Origin of the sequence: Aureimonas jatrophae (assembly GCF_900104035.1) — a bacterium.
Lineage (GTDB): Bacteria > Pseudomonadota > Alphaproteobacteria > Rhizobiales > Rhizobiaceae > Aureimonas > Aureimonas jatrophae.
The window spans coordinates 122130-137187 of record NZ_FNIT01000004.1 but is presented as its reverse complement, the minus strand read 5'-3'; the positions used below and the strand labels follow the sequence as shown (position 1 = coordinate 137187).

At 69.8% G+C, this 15058-nt stretch carries 16 protein-coding genes, 1 tRNA gene and 1 riboswitch; of the genes, 2 read left to right on the top strand and 15 right to left on the bottom strand.

Features of this window, described 5'->3' with window-relative positions:
* Positions 1 to 24 precede the first annotated feature (24 nt).
* Genes BLQ76_RS10650 through thiB form a run of 3 tightly spaced genes read right to left on the bottom strand, consistent with a single transcriptional unit; the run spans position 25 to position 3379 of the window.
* Positions 25 to 762 carry a thiamine ABC transporter ATP-binding protein gene (locus BLQ76_RS10650; RefSeq protein ID WP_090672909.1) on the bottom strand — a complete coding sequence of 246 codons (738 nt, stop codon included), beginning with the start codon at positions 760 to 762 and terminating at the stop codon, positions 25 to 27.
* A complete protein-coding gene (locus tag BLQ76_RS10645; RefSeq protein WP_244519579.1) occupies positions 759 to 2363 on the bottom strand; it encodes an ABC transporter permease subunit in 1605 nt (534 codons plus the stop codon). The genes BLQ76_RS10650 and BLQ76_RS10645 overlap by 4 nt, the downstream gene beginning before the upstream one ends.
* 5 nt (positions 2364 to 2368) lie before the next feature.
* A complete protein-coding gene (gene thiB, locus BLQ76_RS10640; protein ID WP_090672905.1) occupies positions 2369 to 3379 on the bottom strand; it encodes a thiamine ABC transporter substrate binding subunit in 1011 nt (336 codons plus the stop codon).
* A gap of 50 nt (positions 3380 to 3429) precedes the next feature.
* Positions 3430 to 3532, bottom strand: a riboswitch (TPP riboswitch).
* A 64-nt stretch (positions 3533 to 3596) separates the two neighbouring features.
* Here thiB and BLQ76_RS10635 point away from each other — a divergent pair.
* Together BLQ76_RS10635 and BLQ76_RS10630 are read left to right on the top strand one after the other, a co-directional pair.
* On the top strand, positions 3597 to 4241 hold the full coding sequence (locus BLQ76_RS10635) for a thiamine diphosphokinase (RefSeq protein WP_090672903.1): 645 nt from the start codon (positions 3597 to 3599) through the stop codon (positions 4239 to 4241).
* A 49-nt stretch (positions 4242 to 4290) separates the two neighbouring features.
* Positions 4291 to 4367, top strand: a tRNA-Arg gene (locus BLQ76_RS10630).
* Positions 4368 to 4440: 73 nt separating this feature from the next.
* Here BLQ76_RS10630 and BLQ76_RS22090 read toward each other — a convergent pair.
* From BLQ76_RS22090 to BLQ76_RS10575, 12 genes are all read right to left on the bottom strand, one after another.
* Positions 4441 to 4605 (bottom strand): hypothetical protein, encoded by a 165-nt coding sequence (locus BLQ76_RS22090; RefSeq protein WP_170842557.1) that lies wholly within the window; start codon positions 4603 to 4605, stop codon positions 4441 to 4443.
* A 73-nt stretch (positions 4606 to 4678) separates the two neighbouring features.
* Positions 4679 to 5380 (bottom strand): SDR family oxidoreductase, encoded by a 702-nt coding sequence (locus BLQ76_RS10625; RefSeq protein WP_090672901.1) that lies wholly within the window; start codon positions 5378 to 5380, stop codon positions 4679 to 4681.
* A gap of 39 nt (positions 5381 to 5419) precedes the next feature.
* Complete coding sequence (locus tag BLQ76_RS10620) at positions 5420 to 6055, bottom strand: hypothetical protein (RefSeq protein ID WP_090672899.1); 636 nt, start codon at positions 6053 to 6055, stop codon at positions 5420 to 5422.
* A 144-nt stretch (positions 6056 to 6199) separates the two neighbouring features.
* Positions 6200 to 7780: a hypothetical protein gene (locus BLQ76_RS10615; RefSeq protein WP_210184164.1), complete on the bottom strand. Its 1581-nt coding sequence runs from the start codon at positions 7778 to 7780 to the stop codon at positions 6200 to 6202.
* 76 nt (positions 7781 to 7856) lie between these two features.
* Complete coding sequence (locus BLQ76_RS10610) at positions 7857 to 8336, bottom strand: heme-degrading domain-containing protein (protein ID WP_090672896.1); 480 nt, start codon at positions 8334 to 8336, stop codon at positions 7857 to 7859.
* Positions 8337 to 8431: 95 nt separating this feature from the next.
* Positions 8432 to 9181 (bottom strand): RraA family protein, encoded by a 750-nt coding sequence (locus tag BLQ76_RS10605; protein WP_090672894.1) that lies wholly within the window; start codon positions 9179 to 9181, stop codon positions 8432 to 8434.
* Between the two features lie 39 nt (positions 9182 to 9220).
* Complete coding sequence (locus BLQ76_RS10600) at positions 9221 to 9979, bottom strand: SDR family NAD(P)-dependent oxidoreductase (protein ID WP_090672892.1); 759 nt, start codon at positions 9977 to 9979, stop codon at positions 9221 to 9223.
* Between the two features lie 3 nt (positions 9980 to 9982).
* Positions 9983 to 11050 carry an ABC transporter ATP-binding protein gene (locus BLQ76_RS10595; protein WP_090672890.1) on the bottom strand — a complete coding sequence of 356 codons (1068 nt, stop codon included), beginning with the start codon at positions 11048 to 11050 and terminating at the stop codon, positions 9983 to 9985.
* 16 nt (positions 11051 to 11066) lie between these two features.
* Complete coding sequence (locus tag BLQ76_RS10590; RefSeq protein ID WP_090673342.1) at positions 11067 to 11876, bottom strand: aldo/keto reductase; 810 nt, start codon at positions 11874 to 11876, stop codon at positions 11067 to 11069.
* A gap of 29 nt (positions 11877 to 11905) precedes the next feature.
* The gene (locus tag BLQ76_RS10585) at positions 11906 to 12754 is read right to left on the bottom strand and encodes a carbohydrate ABC transporter permease (protein ID WP_090672888.1); all 849 of its coding nucleotides are present in this window, start codon (positions 12752 to 12754) and stop codon (positions 11906 to 11908) included.
* On the bottom strand, positions 12751 to 13605 hold the full coding sequence (locus BLQ76_RS10580) for a carbohydrate ABC transporter permease (protein WP_090672886.1): 855 nt from the start codon (positions 13603 to 13605) through the stop codon (positions 12751 to 12753). Before BLQ76_RS10580 ends, BLQ76_RS10585 begins: the two co-directional genes overlap by 4 nt.
* 84 nt (positions 13606 to 13689) lie before the next feature.
* Positions 13690 to 14901, bottom strand: coding sequence for an ABC transporter substrate-binding protein (locus BLQ76_RS10575; protein WP_090672884.1), 1212 nt, complete (start codon positions 14899 to 14901; stop codon positions 13690 to 13692).
* Between the last annotated feature and the right edge of the window lie 157 nt (positions 14902 to 15058).

The window sequence follows — 15058 nt, the reverse complement described above, 5'->3', positions numbered from 1 at the left end:
TCTTGGTGGATAAAGCCGCCGAAATTACGGTGCCGGCTCCGCACCGGGCGTCAAGGCGCCGAGATAGCGGCGCACGGCCGTGGGGGCCTGCGCGCCCAGCATGAGATCCGTCTCGCCCACGGCCCGCACCACGCCGCCCTCCAGAAACGCCACGCGGTCGCAGACGCCGCGCGCATCCTCGGGATGGTGGGTCACCATGAGAACGGTCGGCGGATCGGCTCGGCGCGCGCGGGATGCGGCGAGAAGGTCCAGCATCTGGCGGCGAAGCGCGGGGCCGAGCGCGGCGAAGGGCTCGTCGAGAAGCAGGACGGGTCGCTCGCGCAGGAAGGCGCGTGCTAGCCCGACGCGCTGGCGCTCGCCACCGGACATGGCGGCGGGACGGCGCTGCGCGAACGCGCCGAGCCCGACCTCGCCCAGCGCCTGACGGGCCCGCTCCCGTGCCCGGCGGCCGATGCGAAGGCCCGGGGCGATGCCGATCGCCACGTTCTCCTCGGCGGTGAGGTGGGGAAACAGGTTGTCGTCCTGAAAGACGATCGAGAGCGGCCGCTCCGCAGGCCCCGTGTCCGTCACGTCGCGGGCCGCCATCTGGATCCGCCCCGCATCGGGGGCGATGAAGCCGGCGGCGAGATCGAGCAGCGTCGACTTGCCCGCGCCCGAGGGACCGATCAACGCCATCCATTCGCCCCGGCGCACGTCGAGGTCGAAGCGAAAGGGCGCGTCGTCGTGGTGAAACAGGATGCCGTCGAGCTGCAGACCGTTCATGCGCGGGTCTCCCCGCGCTGCCGCCCGCTGACCTCGGCGGCCAGAAGCACCGCGAGCACGCCGAGTCCCAGAAGAAGGGCGAGGCCGGCCGCGTCGGCCGAGCGATAGGAGCCCATGCGCTGCAGGAGAAGGAGCGGCAGGGTCGTGAAATCGGTGGAGCCGAACAGGGCGACCGTACTGAGGTCTCCAAGCGAGACCGCCAGCGCGAGGCCGAGCGCGAGGCTTGCTGGGCGCCGCAGCGCTGGTCCCTCCAGATGCCGGAGCCGGGCCCAGCCGGTCAGGCCGAGGCCCAGCGCCAGTCGCCCGTGCCGCCGGTCAGCCTCCACGATCGCGGGCAGGAAGAGGCGCACCCCATAAGGCAGGATCAGGACGGCCTGCGCCACCACGACCACGACCGGCGCGAGACGTGCCACATCGCCCGTGCCGCGCAGAAGAAGAAACCAGCCCGCACCCACCACGATCGGTGGCACCACGAGGACGAGGGCCGAGGCGCCTCCCGCAGCAAGGCGGGCGAACGTGCCGCCGCCCGCCGCGGCCAACGCAAGGGCGAGCGACAGGCCAAGGCCGAGGAGCGCCGCGGGAACCGCGACCAGAAGGCTGGTGAGGGCGGCGCGTGCGACCGCCGGGTCGCCGACGAGGCGGCCGAGATCGGCGGCCAGCCCGTTCGCCACGAGCGCGGCGAGGGGACACAGAAGAAGCGCCAGGCCAAGGGCGATCACGAACCCGTCCAACACCGTGCGCCCACGGCTGGGACGGTCGAAGCGGCGGGCCGCTCCCGCATGCCCGAGACCAAGATCCGCCGTGCTGCCTCCGATCATGAGAAGCGGCGCCAGCGCCAGCGCGACCAAGCCGATCTGCAGAAGCGCCAAGGCCAGCGCCCGGCCCGGATCGAAGTCGTATCGCAGCGCCTGGTAGACCGCGACCTCGACGGTCGTCGCCGCCGGCCCGCCCCCCAGAACGAGCACCAGCGTGAAGCTCGTCACGCACAGCGCGAACACCAGCGAGGCGGCCTGGGGCAGCGCGCGCAGGACGGCCGGTCCCTCGACATGACGCAGCACCGCCAGCGGAGAAAGGCCGAGTTGCCCCGCGATGCGCCAGCTCTCGTGCGGAACGGCCCCGAGCGCGCCATACACCAGCCGGGCGACGAGCGCCGCGTTGAAGAAGACGTGCGCCAACAGGATGCCGGCGAGCCCGTAGATCGACGGCCGGGGGAGGCCGGCGAGCGCGAACGCATCGCCAAGCCAGCCGCCGCGTCCGAACACGGCGAGAAGTCCCAGCGCCCCGACCAGCGGCGGCAGGGCTTGCGGCACGAGAAACAAACGCAGCACAAACGCGCGACCGGGCAGGCGCGTGCGGTGAAGCGCCAGGCCGAGCGGGATGCCGAGGGCCAGCGACAGGAGTGCGGAGAGCGCCGCCTGTTCGAGCGTGAAAGCGACGATGCCGCGCAGATAGGGATCCTGGAGCAGCGCAAGCGGCGCGGCGGGCCACAGTCCGGTCACGAGCGGCACGGCCAGAAGCGCGCCGGCCAGAAAGCCGAAGGCGACCAGCCCGCCGGCCAGGCCGAGCGCCCGACGCAGCCGGCGGTCGGCGGGAGCGAGCACGGCGCTTATCGCCGGGCCATCGCCCGCAACCATTCCTCGGTCCAGCCGGAGCGCTGGCGCGCCACCTCCTCGGCCGGGATCTCCAGAGGCTTGGGCGGCTGCACGACGTTGCCAAAGGCGGCCGGCAGCGGCTCGGCGGTCGCGGCGACCGGCAACGCCCAGTTGGTGACCGGGAGGATCGACTGGACCTCGGGCGACACGAGAAAGCGCAGGAAGCTTTCGGCGAGATCGGCATGCGGCGACGCCTTGAGGCGGGCGGCGAGCTCGACCTGCCGGTAATGCCCTTCCGCAAAGCGCATCGCCTTGTAGCGATCCGTCTTCTCCTCGATCTCGTGGTAGGTCGGCGACGTCGTATAGGACAGGACGATCGGCACCTCGCCCTTGGTGAACAGGCCGTAGCTCTCGCTCCAGCCGGGCGTGACGGTGAGGATGCGCCGCGAGAGCTTCGTCCAGGCCTCCTCGGCGCGGTCGCCGTAGACCGCCTTCACCCAGAGAAGGAGCGCCAGGCCCGGCGTCGAGGTTCTCGGATCCTGGATCGCGATCTTCTCGTCCGGGTCCCCGTTCACCAGCGCGTCCAGCGACGTGGCGGGGTCCTCCACCGCCTCGGAATCGTAGACGAACGCGAGATCGAGCCGATCGAAGGGCACGAAGGTGTCGTCGCCGAAGCCGCCCGGCACGGTCAGCGCGGACAGATCGACGCCCGACGGCGCGAGAAGGCCGGTCGCCTTGGCTTCGGGAACCAGTTCGGCGGTGAGGCCGAGCACGACGTCGGCCTGTGTCGAGGCGCCCTCGAGCTTCAGGCGGTTGAGGATCGACACGCCGTCCTCCAGCCCGACGAAGCGCAGGTCGCACGCGCAGGTCCGCTCGAAGGCCGCCTCGATCCGGGGGCCGGGACCCCAGTCGGGCGTGAAGCTCTCGTAGGTGTAGACGGTGAGTACCGGCTTGTCCTCGGCGCGTGCCGGCACGACGGCAACCAGCGACAGGGCGGCAGCAAGGGCGGCAAGGCGGCGGGCCATCGGCACTCTCCTCCAGGGCAGGGGACGGAAAGGCGTCGCGTCGGGATCGATGTCGCGATGGCCCCCATCCCTCCGCCGGTACGATCCGGATCAGGTTCGGCGGGTTGGCGGACAACCGCCTCTCAGCCCGGATGGGCACCCCGTGTGGACAGGTTCCATCTAGCGGAGGATGCCGGGAGGCGGCAAGAGACCGGACGCGACAGAAAAAGGCCCCGTCATGGACCCGACCCGCTTCGTCATCCTTCTGGCCGGGCCGATCGAGCCGACCGCGCGGTTGCGCGCGGCGGTGAGCGGGCGTCGCGCGATCGCGGCCGATGCGGGCATCCGCCATGCGAGGGCGCTCGGCGTCGCGCCGGAACTGTGGGTCGGCGACTTCGACTCCGCCACGCCTGCCGACCTGGCCGGCTGGCCGGCGGTCGAGCGCCGCTCGCTGCCGCGCGACAAGGCCGAGACCGACGGTGAGGTGGCGCTTCTCGAAGCGCGGGCGCGCGGGGCGCGCGACGTGCTGCTGATCGGGGCGATGGGCGGGCGCAGCGACCACGCCTTCAGCCATCTCGTGCTGCTCCTGCGCGAGCACGAGCGGGGCCTTGCGGTCGCGATGAGCGACGGGCGCGAGCGCTGCCTGCCGCTCGGGCCCGCGCCGGTCCGGCTCGAGGCGGCGAGCGGCGCGCAGTTCTCGGTTCTGCGCTTTTCGGACGTCGCGGGGCTGACGATCCGGGGGGCGCGCTTTCCGCTTCAGGACGTGGCGCTGCCCTTCGGCTCGCTTCTCACGCAGTCCAACGAGGCGACGGGGCCGGTCGAACTAACCTGCCGCACCGGCCGCGCCGTCGTCCTCTTCCAGGAGGACGGGGACCCACGCTGACAGGCGCGCACTTGAACCCGCCCCACGATGCGGCTACCGATAGGCACGTGTCCCGGTAGCTCAGCTGGATAGAGCACAGGTTTCCTAAACCTGGGGTCAGGGGTTCGAATCCCTTCCGGGACACCACCGTTCTCCGAGAAACACGCGCGGCCCATGCCGCCTAAGGATCTGCAACGACGGCGTGCCGTGGGCTGGGCGCTCAATGGAGGGGCCGACGCGTCTCCGCCCGATCGAGTTCGGCCAGAAGCTGGGTGATGCGGCCGGGCAGCCGCTCCTCCAACCGGTGGATGGGGGAGCGGCGCAGGGCGTCGCGGATGCGGGACTGGAGGGCGGGGTTGGTTACAATCGTCGCGAGGTCGGTCATGGACGGTCTCCTTCGCTGCACTGAAACGAAGGATGCGCCGATATGGTGAACGGGAGGTTTACCGCAGGCCGATTCACACCGACCGCGTCAGCCCGCCGTCGACCCGGATGTTCTGTCCCGTGATGTAGCCGGCGCCGTCGGAGGCCAGGAACGCGACGGTCGCAGCGACTTCCTCGACCCGGCCGTAGCGGCCCATGGGCACGCTTTCGCGCCGCTCCTCGGTTGCCGGAAGACTGTCGATCCAGCCGGGCAGGACGTTGTTCATGCGCACGCCGTGGGGTGCGAAGCTGTCGGCGAAGATCTTCGTGTAGGCGGCGAGCCCGGCCCGGAACACGGCCGAGGTCGGAAACATCGGGCTCGGCTCGAAGGCCCATGCCGTGGAGATGTTGACGATGGAGCCGCCACCCTGCGCCTGCATGACGGGAGCCACGAGCCGCACCGGGCGCACGACGTTGAGAAGATAGACGTCGAGCCCGAGATGCCATTGCTCGTCGGTGATCTCCGTGATCGGCGCGCGGGGCCCGTGGCCCGCGCTGTTGACGAGGACGTCGATCCGCCCCCACCGCTCGATCACGCCCTCGACGAGCCGCTTCAGGTCGTCCTCGCTCTGGTTCGAACCCGTCACGCCGAGGCCGCCGAGTTCGGCCGCCAGCGCCTCGCCCCGGCCCGACGAGGACAGGATCGCGATCCGATACCCGTCGGCCGCCAAGCGGTGCGCGACGGCTGCGCCCATGCCGCTCCCTCCGGCGGTGACAACGGCAACACGATCGGTCATGGCACTCGACTCCCGGCGGACGATTCGTCGGGCCCAGTTTCAGCGCAGCAGGCCGTCGGATGCAAAGGCATCCCACTCGGCGAGCGACGGCTTGGCCGTCTTGTCCCGGCGTCCGCCCCCGCGCACGGCGGTTTTGGCGGCTCCCTTGCCGGCCCGCGTCAGCGCCGCCTTGCCGGCGGCCCGCCGCCGGTTCTCGGCGACCGTTTTCCGGTCCTCCTCGCGCCAGATCGTGACGAGGTCGCGATCCAGGAGGTCCTCGACATGGCGGGGATCGAAGACGTGAAACGTGACCGCCTTGGCGCGTCCGCGCAGCTTCACCGTGCGTGTGCCCGCGCTCTGGAGCCGACCGTCGCGCGTCCATTTCAGGCGTTCGTGACCGGTTATCGTCAGGATGTCCTCGATCTCGCGCGGCAGGACGGGAAGAGCGGCGATCCCCTCCAGCGCCTTGTCGATGGTCGCTCGCGCTCCCTCGAACTGGGGACCCTTCTCGTTCGGTAAACGCAGGACGACCCGGCCTGCCTCGATCGCGAGATCGCCGCGTCGGGGGAACGGCAGACGCGCGCGCAGCTCCTGCTCGATACCCTTGGCGCGCACGGCCGAGCCGAGCGTCGCCGCGACCGGGAAGGGCCATTCGGCGACGAGATCGGTCTTGGCGGTGGCAGTGTCGTCGGACATCCTCCTGCAACGAACCTGCGCCGGGAAAGGCTGCACGGACCATGTGCGGACGACGGGAGGCCTGTAGCGCACCGCGCCGACAGGCCTGCTGATCGTGTCCCGCCGCGCCGGATCAGGCTGGGAAGGCGCGTCGCCGGATTTGGTCTAAGGTTGTTGGGCGGGTCCCGTGTTGGTGTCCCAGACGGGCGGGGCGGACAGAACGAGGTCGCGCAGGTCGGCCGGCGGCGTGGTGCCCTCCAGGCGGCCTTGGCCGAGCGCGGCGGCGCGAGCAAAGCGCGCCATGCGGTCGCCCGCCAGCGCCATGTTGCCGTCGGACTGCGTGGCCAGCCCATGGGGCCCGTGGAACACGAACAGGTCCTTCAGGCCCGTCGCTCGCTGGTAGCTGGCGAACGCGCCTTCCATCCCCTCGACGTAGTCCCAGGTGCCCTTCACGATCTGCAGCGCCGGCCAGCGCGCGACGCCGGCTGCCACCTCGCCGTCGGGATAGTAGGTCGTGGTGAACTCCTCGCGCAGCGCCGCCTCGATCATGTCGTGGCCGGCGACCCGCGTGCCGAGACCACCCGAGTTCGGACCATAGAGGATCGCGCCTTTGATGTTGGCGCGGCCGAGCGCCGGACCGCACGTGCCACCGGGCATGTCGCGGTTGCAGTCGGCGACGAAATTCTTCTGCATGGCGTAGGCGACCGCATAGGAGCCGCGCGAGTAGCCCATGAGAACGATCGGCATAGCCGTGATGTCCGCGCCCTGCAGGATGGCGTCGGCCGCCGCCCGTCCGGTCAGCGTGCCGCCCTCGGCTCCCAGCGCCCGCAGACCCTCGCCGGCGCGGAGCTGGTCGAACTCGCGCATCATGTCATTGGCCTGTTCGGCCGTGTTGAAGCCGTTCATGCCGCCCGAGATGCCGTTGCCGCGCCGGTCGGTAACAAGAACGTCGAAGCCAGCCGCATGGAAGGCGGCGGCAAAGCCCCGCCAGTGGCGCATGCCCGCTTCCTCGGTCAGGCCGTCGGGCGTCTCGGACAGCGTGAACTTGCCGCTCGCCGCGTCGCGCGTGACGAGTTGGGAGCGCGGGTCGTCGACCGCGGTAATCTCGTTGCCGCCGCCGTTGTTCATGACGACGAGCGCGCGCTGGCGGGTGCCGTCCTCACTGCGGATACCGTCGCCCCGGATGTACCAGCCGCGCAACTTGATCTCGCCGGTCTTGCCGAGCTGGGTGCGCTCGAGAGTGTCGCGTGGCGCGGTGAACTCGACCGTATAGGCACGTGCGTCGCTGGCCGCGATCGGCTCGCGGTAGGGCTCCTGCCCGAAGAAGGCGGGCCGGCGGATCGCGGCGAGATCGACGTCGCCCTCGGGATCGATCTTGCCCGTCGCGCCCACCGTCCCGGTTTCGCGCGTCTCGACGCGGGCGAAGCCCTGCGCGCCCTTGCGGGCGGCAGCCGCACACGCCTCGTCGGCCTTGCAGCTCTGCCAGCGCTGGCGGATCGCGGCGTCCGTGAAGTCCGCCGTGTAGAAGCTGGCGTCGCGTCCGGTCGGGATGAGCTGGTTCAACGGCAGGAAGGGCTGGCAGATGCCGTCGCCATCCAGGTAGCCCGGCAGGTCGGCGTTGCGGTCGTAGTTCACGCGTGCGGTGCAGTCGGGCGCTGGCGTGCCGGCGTTCACCACCGGCTTGTCCTGCGCCTGCGCGGTGCCCGCCGCCAAAGCCAGCGCCGCGGCCCAGATGATCCCACGCATTCCGTTTCCTCCCCAGCGAACGGTGTCCGGCTGCCATGTTGCCACGGCTGACGCGGATCGTCAGGTCACCTGATCGTTAGTCGCCGATGCCCTGCACCCGGCGCAGTTCCCGTAAGGCGGAGACAACCAAGGCGTGATCCTCCGTATCGGGCAGGCCGCTGACGGTCGCGACGCCGACGACGCCGCTGCCGCGTACCGTGATCGGTACCGCGCCGCCGCTCGCGACGAACTCGCTCGAGGGCAGGTGGTAGCGCGCGGCGAACTCGACGCCCTTCTCCTCGCACAACCGTCGCATGGCGAGCGAGCTCTGGTGAAAGCGCAGCGCCACGGCCCGCTTGCGCCGCAGCCAGTCGACATTGTCGGGCGAGGAGCCGGGCAGGAGCGACAGGAAGACCGGCGCGGTGCCGTGAAACACCTCGATGCCGACCGGCAAAGCCTGTTCCACGGCGTGATCCCGCAACCGAAGCCCGAGCTCCCAGGCCACGGCATAGTCGAACCGGGCGAGGTCGAACTGGTCCGCTTCCCGGTGAAGTTCCTCAAGCGACGGCTTCAGCATGGTGGCGGATCTCGCGGGTTGGGGAGGGGGCGGCATCGCGACGCGACGAGCCGGGCTGCGGTCCGCTCCCGAACCGCAGCTCGGAAGCGCGACCGTCAACCTGGTTGGTTGGCCGCGCGCCAGGCCTGGTACTCGTCCTGTACGGCATCGGTGAGGGGATAGTATTTGCGCAGGTCTCCGCCCTGCGACAGGCGAAGGCGCGCGAACTCCTCCCACTCGACATGCTGGCTCGCGCCCTCGATCAGCCGCTCCGCCATGGCGACGGGCACCACTACCACGCCGTCGTCGTCGGCCACGATGATGTCGCCCGGCATGACTAGCGCGCCGCCGCAGGCGACCGGCACGTTGACGGCGAAGGGGATGAGGTTGGTCTGCGCGTGGTAGTTGGGCGTCACACCCTTCACCCAGACGCCGAGGTCGAGCTCGCGCGCCTTGGCGGAATCGCGGATGCAGCCGTCCACCACCACGCCCGACCCGCCGCGACCCGCGAGGAAGGTCAGCATCATCTCGCCGAAGATGCCGCTCGCCATGTCGCCGCGCGCGTCCACCACCACCATGTCGCCGGCCTCGGCGGGATAGAGAACGTGGCGATGGAGCTGGACCTCCGGGTTCTCGTACTCGTTGGAGCCGTAGAGGTCCTCGCGCTTGGGCATCATCTGGAGCGTCAGCGCGGGACCGGCCACCGAGCGGCCGAGCTTGAGCGGTCGTGGCCCATGGATCTGCGCATCGCGGATGCCCATGAGGCTGAGCTCGCTGCTGCAGGTCGCCGTGCCGATCGCGGCGAGCGCGTCGCACCAGGCGCGGGGCGGGCGGGTGATCGGCTGGATGTCGGAAGGGGACTGCATGGAAGGCACCTCGAAGGCAGGCGAGAAAGGAAACGGGCGTCAGACCCAGCCGCCATCGGCGACGTGGTTCTGCGCGGTGATGGCGCCGGCCTCCTCGGAGGCGAGAAACAGGACGAGGCGGGCGATGTCGTCGGGTACGAGCCGGCGCTTCAGCGCCTGGCGCTCCTCGCGCATGGCGTCGGCCTCGGGCGTCAGCCAGAGCGCGAGCTGGCGCTCGGTCATGATCCAGCCGGGCGAGACGGCGTTGACGCGCACGCCCGCCGGCCCGTAGTCGCGGGCGAGCGAGCGCACGAGGCCGAGCACGGCGGACTTCGAGGCGGTGTAGAGCGCCATGCCGCCGAAGCCCGCCATCCACGAGATCGAGCTCATGCAGACGATCGAGCCGCCGCCCGCCCGCTCCATGTCGGGCAGGATGGCCTGGGCCGCGAAGAACTGGTGGCGCAGGTTCACCGCGATCCGGTCGTCGAAATAGTCCGGCGTGACGGTGGGGGTGGGATGGCGCTCGTCGTTGGCGGCGTTGTTGACGAGCACGGTGACGGGGCCGAGCGCGGCACGGATCTCGCCGATGGCGCGCTGAAGCGCCGCGATGTCGCGAAGGTCGCAGGCGGCAAATCGGATCTGCCCGCCGGCCGCCGAAAGCTCGGCCGCCAGCCGCTCGCCGGCCCCCGCGTCGAGATCGACGAAGCCGACGCGTGAGCCTTGGGCGGCGAAGGCTCGCACGATGGCCTCGCCGATGCCCGACGCCCCGCCGGTGACAAGAACGGTGCGATCGCGAAGATCGGGATAGATGGCGGCCATGGCTTAGGCTCGGCCTCCCTGTTCGAGTCGCTGGCCCGTTTCGGCGTCGAAGAGATGGAGACGCTCAGGGTCGAGCCGCACGGGCAGCCGTTCGCCGGGCCGCACCGTGATGCGCTCGCGGAACGTGCCGACGACGGGCTGGCCGGCGAGGCGCAGCGTGACATGCGTGTCGGCGCCCGTCGGCTCGACCACCAGCACCTCGGCTGGCACGCCGGCGGGATCGATCACGATATGCTCGGGCCGTGCGCCGAGGATTGCGGCGCTTCCTCGCGCCGAAGCCGCGCCGCCGAGCGGGATGCGCGTGCCGTCCTCGGCGGTCAGCGCACCCTCGGCGATGCGCCCGGGCAGGAGGTTCATGGCGGGCGAGCCGATGAAGCCGGCGACGAAGAGGTTGGCTGGACGCTCGTAGAGTTCCAGCGGCGTTCCGATCTGCTCGACGCGGCCGCCGTTCATGACGACGATGCGGTCGGCCATGGTCATGGCCTCGATCTGGTCGTGCGTGACGTAGACGGTCGTGGTGCGCAGGCGCTGATGGTTCTGCTTGATCTCGGCGCGCATCTGGACGCGGAGCTTGGCGTCGAGGTTCGACAATGGCTCGTCGAACAGGAACACGGCGGGCGCCCGCACCATGGCGCGGCCCATGGCGACGCGCTGACGCTGGCCGCCGGACAGCTGGCGCGGCTGGCGGTCGAGCAGCGCGTCGAGACTGAGCGTGCGCGCCGCCGTGCCGACGCGATCCTGGATCTCCTCGCGCGGCCGGCGGCCGAGCTTGAGCGAGAAGCCCATGTTCTCGGCCACCGTCATGTGCGGGTAGAGCGCGTAGGACTGAAACACCATGGCGATGTCGCGCTCTTTCGGCGCCAGCGCGTTGACGACGCGCCCGTCGATCGCGATCTCGCCGCCCGAGATCGATTCCAGCCCCGCGAGCATGCGCAGGAGTGTCGATTTTCCGCAGCCCGAGGGGCCGACGAGGACGACGAACTCGCCGTCGGCGATCTCCACCGAGACCCCGTGCAGCACCTCCAGCGCCCCGTAGCTCTTGCGCGCCTCGCGGATCGATACCGAACCCATGATGCGTCCCTCCCTTTCAGTCGTCCCAGCGAGGGGACTTCTCCGGATCGATGCGGCGCTCGCCCCGGTCGAGGCGCCGGACGGCATCGATCTCCTCGGGCCGGAGCTTGAGGTCGCGCGCCCGAAGGTTCGCCTCGAGATTGGCGCGGCTGCCGGAGGCGGGGATCACGATGTGTCCTTCCGCCAGAAGGAAGGCGAGCGCCACCGCCGCCGGCGTGACGCCGTGCCCCGCCGCGATCTCGCGGAGGGTCTCGTTCTCGCCGACGCTGCCCTTGGCGAGCGGCTGGTAGGCGGTCAGCGGCAGCTCGATCGAGCGCGCGAAGTCTCGCAAGGTGGGCGACTGGAGGAAGGGGTGGATCTCGACCTGGTTGGTCGCCAGCGCATCCTCGCCCAGCAGAGCGCGCGCGCGCTTCAGATGCTCGATCGGGAAGTTCGAGACGCCGATCAGGCGCGTTTGGCCCGCCGCCTTCGCTTGGCCAAGAGCGGTCATGTAGTCCTCGAAGGGCACCTGGTCGCGTTCCGAGGGCCAGTGGATCAGGAGGAGATCGACGCGGTCGAGTCCCAGCGTGTCGAGGCTCTGGCGGACGCTCGGTGCGAAGTCGGCGCGGGAGAGGTTCGTGTCGGCGACCTTGGTGGTGACGAAGACCTCGTCGCGGGGAAGCCCGGAGCGACGGATGGCCTCGCCGACATTTTCCTCGGTGCCGTAGCTCTGCGCCGTGTCGAGATGGCGGTAGCCGAGCTCCAGCGCGGCGAGAAGCGCGGCCAGGCCCTCCTCGCCGGTGCGCCCGTAGGTGCCGAGGCCGAGCGCGGGAATGGTCGTGGTCATGGCATGTCCTTCCGGAAGGCTCGTGCGCGTCATCCTTTGGTCGCCCCCGCCGTCATGCCGCCCACGAACAGGCGCTGCATGGACAGGAACAGGAGGGCGATCGGGAGCGTCATGATGACCGAGGCCGCCATCACGGCGCCCCAGTCCGTGTTGAACTCGGTGGAGAACTCGGCGAGCCCGATCGGCAGCGTCTTCACCGAGGCGTCGGTGGCGAAGCACAGGGCGAAGATGAACTCGTTCCAGGTGGTCACGAAGGCGTAGACCAGGACCGACACGATGCCGGGCACGGACAACGGCAGGACGATGCGGAACAGGCAGCCGAGCCGGCTGGCCCCGTCGATGATCGCGGCCTCCTCCAGCTCCACGGGAATGGCGCGGAAGTAGCTCGTCAGCATCCAGACCGAGAGCGGCAGGGTCAGGATCATGTAGACGAGGATGAGGCCCCAGTAGGTGTTCACGAGGCCGAGCACGCGCAGCGTGATGAAGAGCGGCACGATGATCGCGGCGGTCGGCAGCAGCTGGCCGATCAGCACGAAGGACTGGAGGAGCGGCTTGCCGCGAAAGTCGAAGCGGGCAAAACCGTAGGAGGCGAAGATCGCCAGGATCAGGGCCAGGCCCGTCGAGCCGACCGAGACGACGAGGCTGTTCAGGAAGTAGCGCGGGATGTTCGATTCGAAGAGAACCTTGCGGTAGTTCTCGAGGCTCGGCACCTCCGGCCACCAGATCGGCGGCACGGTGTAGAGCTCGCGCAAGGTCTTGATCGACGACAGGCCCATCCACCAGAACGGAAACAGGCAGACGAGGACAAGGACCAGCGAGCCGAGCCAGATCAGGGGCAGCGGCAGACCGGGGCGCTTGGGCGCGGCGCCCGCGCTCATCGGGCCGCTCCCGCCGCGAGCAGGCGGATATAGGCGAAGACCACCAGGATCGCGACCGCGAAGAACATCACCGACAGGGCGGCGGCCGTGTTGAACTGCGTGCTCTCGAAGGCAGTGCGGAAGATCTGGATCGGGGTGATCAGCGTGCGGTTGGCGGGGCCGCCGCGCGTGATGGCGTAGATGATGGTGATGTGGTTGAGCGCCCAGATCACGAGAAGCAGCGTGACGGCCACGATCACCGGGCGCACCTGCGGCAGCATCACGTACCAGACCTCTTCCCAGTAGCGCGCGCCGTCGATGCGCGCGGCCTCGTAGAGGTCGTTCGGGATGGACTGGAGCCCGGCCAGAACCATGATCGCGACGAAGGGAAACATCTTCCAGACGTTGATCGCGATCATCACCGGCAGCACGGTGTCGCCGTTGGTGAGCCAGCCGACGGGATGCTCGAGAATGCCCGGCCCGGTCAGCATGTAGTTCACGATGCCGAACTCGGTGTGCAGCATCCAGGCCCAGGTCGTGGCCGCGACGATGCCCGGCACGACCCAGGGGATCAGCGTGATCGAGCGCACCACCGCCCGGCCGCGGAAGCTCTGGTTGAGGAGGATCGCCGTCAGGACGCCGAGCACGACCTGGAAGACGATCGAGCCTGCCACCCACCAGAGCGTGTTGACGAGGGCGGTGCCCGTGGCGCGCGCACCGAGGATACGGCGGAAGTTGTCGAGCCCGACCAGGGCACCCCGGCTGTCGGTGACGCTGAGAAGGCCGGTATAAGCGACGGGATAGGCGATCAGCATCGCCAGCACGAGAAGCGCCGGCAGGATGAAGAGATAGCCCGTGGACTGGGATTGCATGGTGGTACCGATCGTCGGTCGCATCATGGAAGGGGCGCGGCGGCGCGCGAGCGGGCCGCCGCGTGAGAGGGAAAGGCGCGGGGACTAGAGCAGGCCCTCGATCTCCTCGGCCGCCTCGTCCATCGCGGTCTGGGCGTCCTCGTCGCCGAGCAGGATGCGCTGGATGCCGTCGAAATAGGCCTGGCTGATCTGCACCCAGTTGCGCTGGTTGGGGACCGGGCGGCCGAAGGGCAGCATCTGCTTGTAGACCTGGAGGATCGGGTCGCTGAAGCGCGGCAGGTCCATCGCGCTGAGGCGGGCGGGGAAGGTGTCGGTCAGGAAGCCCTGGTTGGCGGATTCCGACAGGAAGCCGACCAGCACCTTGGCCTCGTCGGGGTTCTTCGCGTCCTTCGGAACCACGAAGCTCCAGCCGCCGAGCACGGCGGCGGTATCCTTGCCCGCCGGATGGGGCATGATCATCACGCCGATGTCGATGTTCGGGTTCTCGGTCTGGATCGACTTCACGTCGAACTGGCCGGCCTGGTACATCGAGACCTTCTCGGCGATGAACAGGCGGCGGTTGGCCGTGCCGTCGTTCTCCAGCGTCGAGGCGGGCGAAAGTTTGTTCTTGTAGAAGTCCGTGTAGAATTGGACCGCGGCCACGGTTTCCGGGCTGTTCACGAGCACCTTGGTGCCGTCCTGCGAGAGGATGCCGCCGCCGTTCATCCACATGAAGGGCATGGAGCGGAAGATCGTGTTGCCGACCTCGCCGCCGCCCGTGATCGCAAAGCCCGAGCGCCCGTCGCGCGTCAGCGCCTGGGCGGCGGTCTGCAGCTCCTCCCAGGTCTGCGGCGGCTTGGCCGGATCGAGACCGGCCTCCGTGAAGTGCTTCCGGTTGTAGAGAACCGCCAGCGACTCGATGCGGTAGGGCATGCCCCACAGCTTGTTGTCGTAGGTCACGTAGTCGAGGCTGGCGGGAACGTAGTCCGCGCGGTCCTTGAGGACGTCGTCGAGCGGCAGCACGAGGTCGTTCTGCGCGTAGCCGGTGACCCAGCCATGCTGCACGTCGATGATGTCGGGCGCGGCGCCCGACTGGAGCGCGGTCAGGACGCGCTGCGGCAGGCCGTCGGTGGTGGTGATCTGCAGGTTGACGGTGATGCCGGGGTGGCTTTCCTGGAACTTTGCGACGAGCTCGCGGGCGCGCGCCTCGTTGAAGTTGGGCGTCCACCAGACGACCTCGCCCGCAAGGGCCGTGCCGCCGAGCGTCAGGGCGGACAGGACGCCCGCCAGCCCGGTACGGATCAGGGATTTCCGCATGCTTCCTCCCGTTGCGACGGTTTCGTCGCGGTTGCGGCGATGAGCCGATCGTCCGTCGATGCCCGGCGCCGGCGATGCGCTGCCGGGACCGAGCCCGGCGCCTCGCGTCCGGCGGAGGCATGACCCCGTCGCTTCTTCCGGCGATCTCGGGGTCTGG

Bases quoted from the DNA above. Each gene is read 5' to 3' on its own strand.
- BLQ76_RS10605 (WP_090672894.1), bottom strand. From the start codon at position 9,181: ATGCAGTCCCCTTCCGACATCCAGCCGATCACCCGCCCGCCCCGCGCC.
- BLQ76_RS10610 (WP_090672896.1), bottom strand. From the start codon at position 8,336: ATGCTGAAGCCGTCGCTTGAGGAACTTCACCGGGAAGCGGACCAGTTC.
- BLQ76_RS10615 (WP_210184164.1), bottom strand. From the start codon at position 7,780: ATGCGTGGGATCATCTGGGCCGCGGCGCTGGCTTTGGCGGCGGGCACC.
- BLQ76_RS10595 (WP_090672890.1), bottom strand. From the start codon at position 11,050: ATGGGTTCGGTATCGATCCGCGAGGCGCGCAAGAGCTACGGGGCGCTG.
- BLQ76_RS10585 (WP_090672888.1), bottom strand. From the start codon at position 12,754: ATGAGCGCGGGCGCCGCGCCCAAGCGCCCCGGTCTGCCGCTGCCCCTG.
- BLQ76_RS10575 (WP_090672884.1), bottom strand. From the start codon at position 14,901: ATGCGGAAATCCCTGATCCGTACCGGGCTGGCGGGCGTCCTGTCCGCC.
- BLQ76_RS10625 (WP_090672901.1), bottom strand. From the start codon at position 5,380: ATGACCGATCGTGTTGCCGTTGTCACCGCCGGAGGGAGCGGCATGGGC.
- BLQ76_RS10635 (WP_090672903.1), top strand. From the start codon at position 3,597: ATGGACCCGACCCGCTTCGTCATCCTTCTGGCCGGGCCGATCGAGCCG.
- BLQ76_RS10590 (WP_090673342.1), bottom strand. From the start codon at position 11,876: ATGACCACGACCATTCCCGCGCTCGGCCTCGGCACCTACGGGCGCACC.
- thiB (WP_090672905.1), bottom strand. From the start codon at position 3,379: ATGGCCCGCCGCCTTGCCGCCCTTGCTGCCGCCCTGTCGCTGGTTGCC.
- BLQ76_RS10620 (WP_090672899.1), bottom strand. From the start codon at position 6,055: ATGTCCGACGACACTGCCACCGCCAAGACCGATCTCGTCGCCGAATGG.
- BLQ76_RS10650 (WP_090672909.1), bottom strand. From the start codon at position 762: ATGAACGGTCTGCAGCTCGACGGCATCCTGTTTCACCACGACGACGCG.
- BLQ76_RS22090 (WP_170842557.1), bottom strand. From the start codon at position 4,605: ATGACCGACCTCGCGACGATTGTAACCAACCCCGCCCTCCAGTCCCGC.
- BLQ76_RS10580 (WP_090672886.1), bottom strand. From the start codon at position 13,605: ATGCAATCCCAGTCCACGGGCTATCTCTTCATCCTGCCGGCGCTTCTC.
- BLQ76_RS10600 (WP_090672892.1), bottom strand. From the start codon at position 9,979: ATGGCCGCCATCTATCCCGATCTTCGCGATCGCACCGTTCTTGTCACC.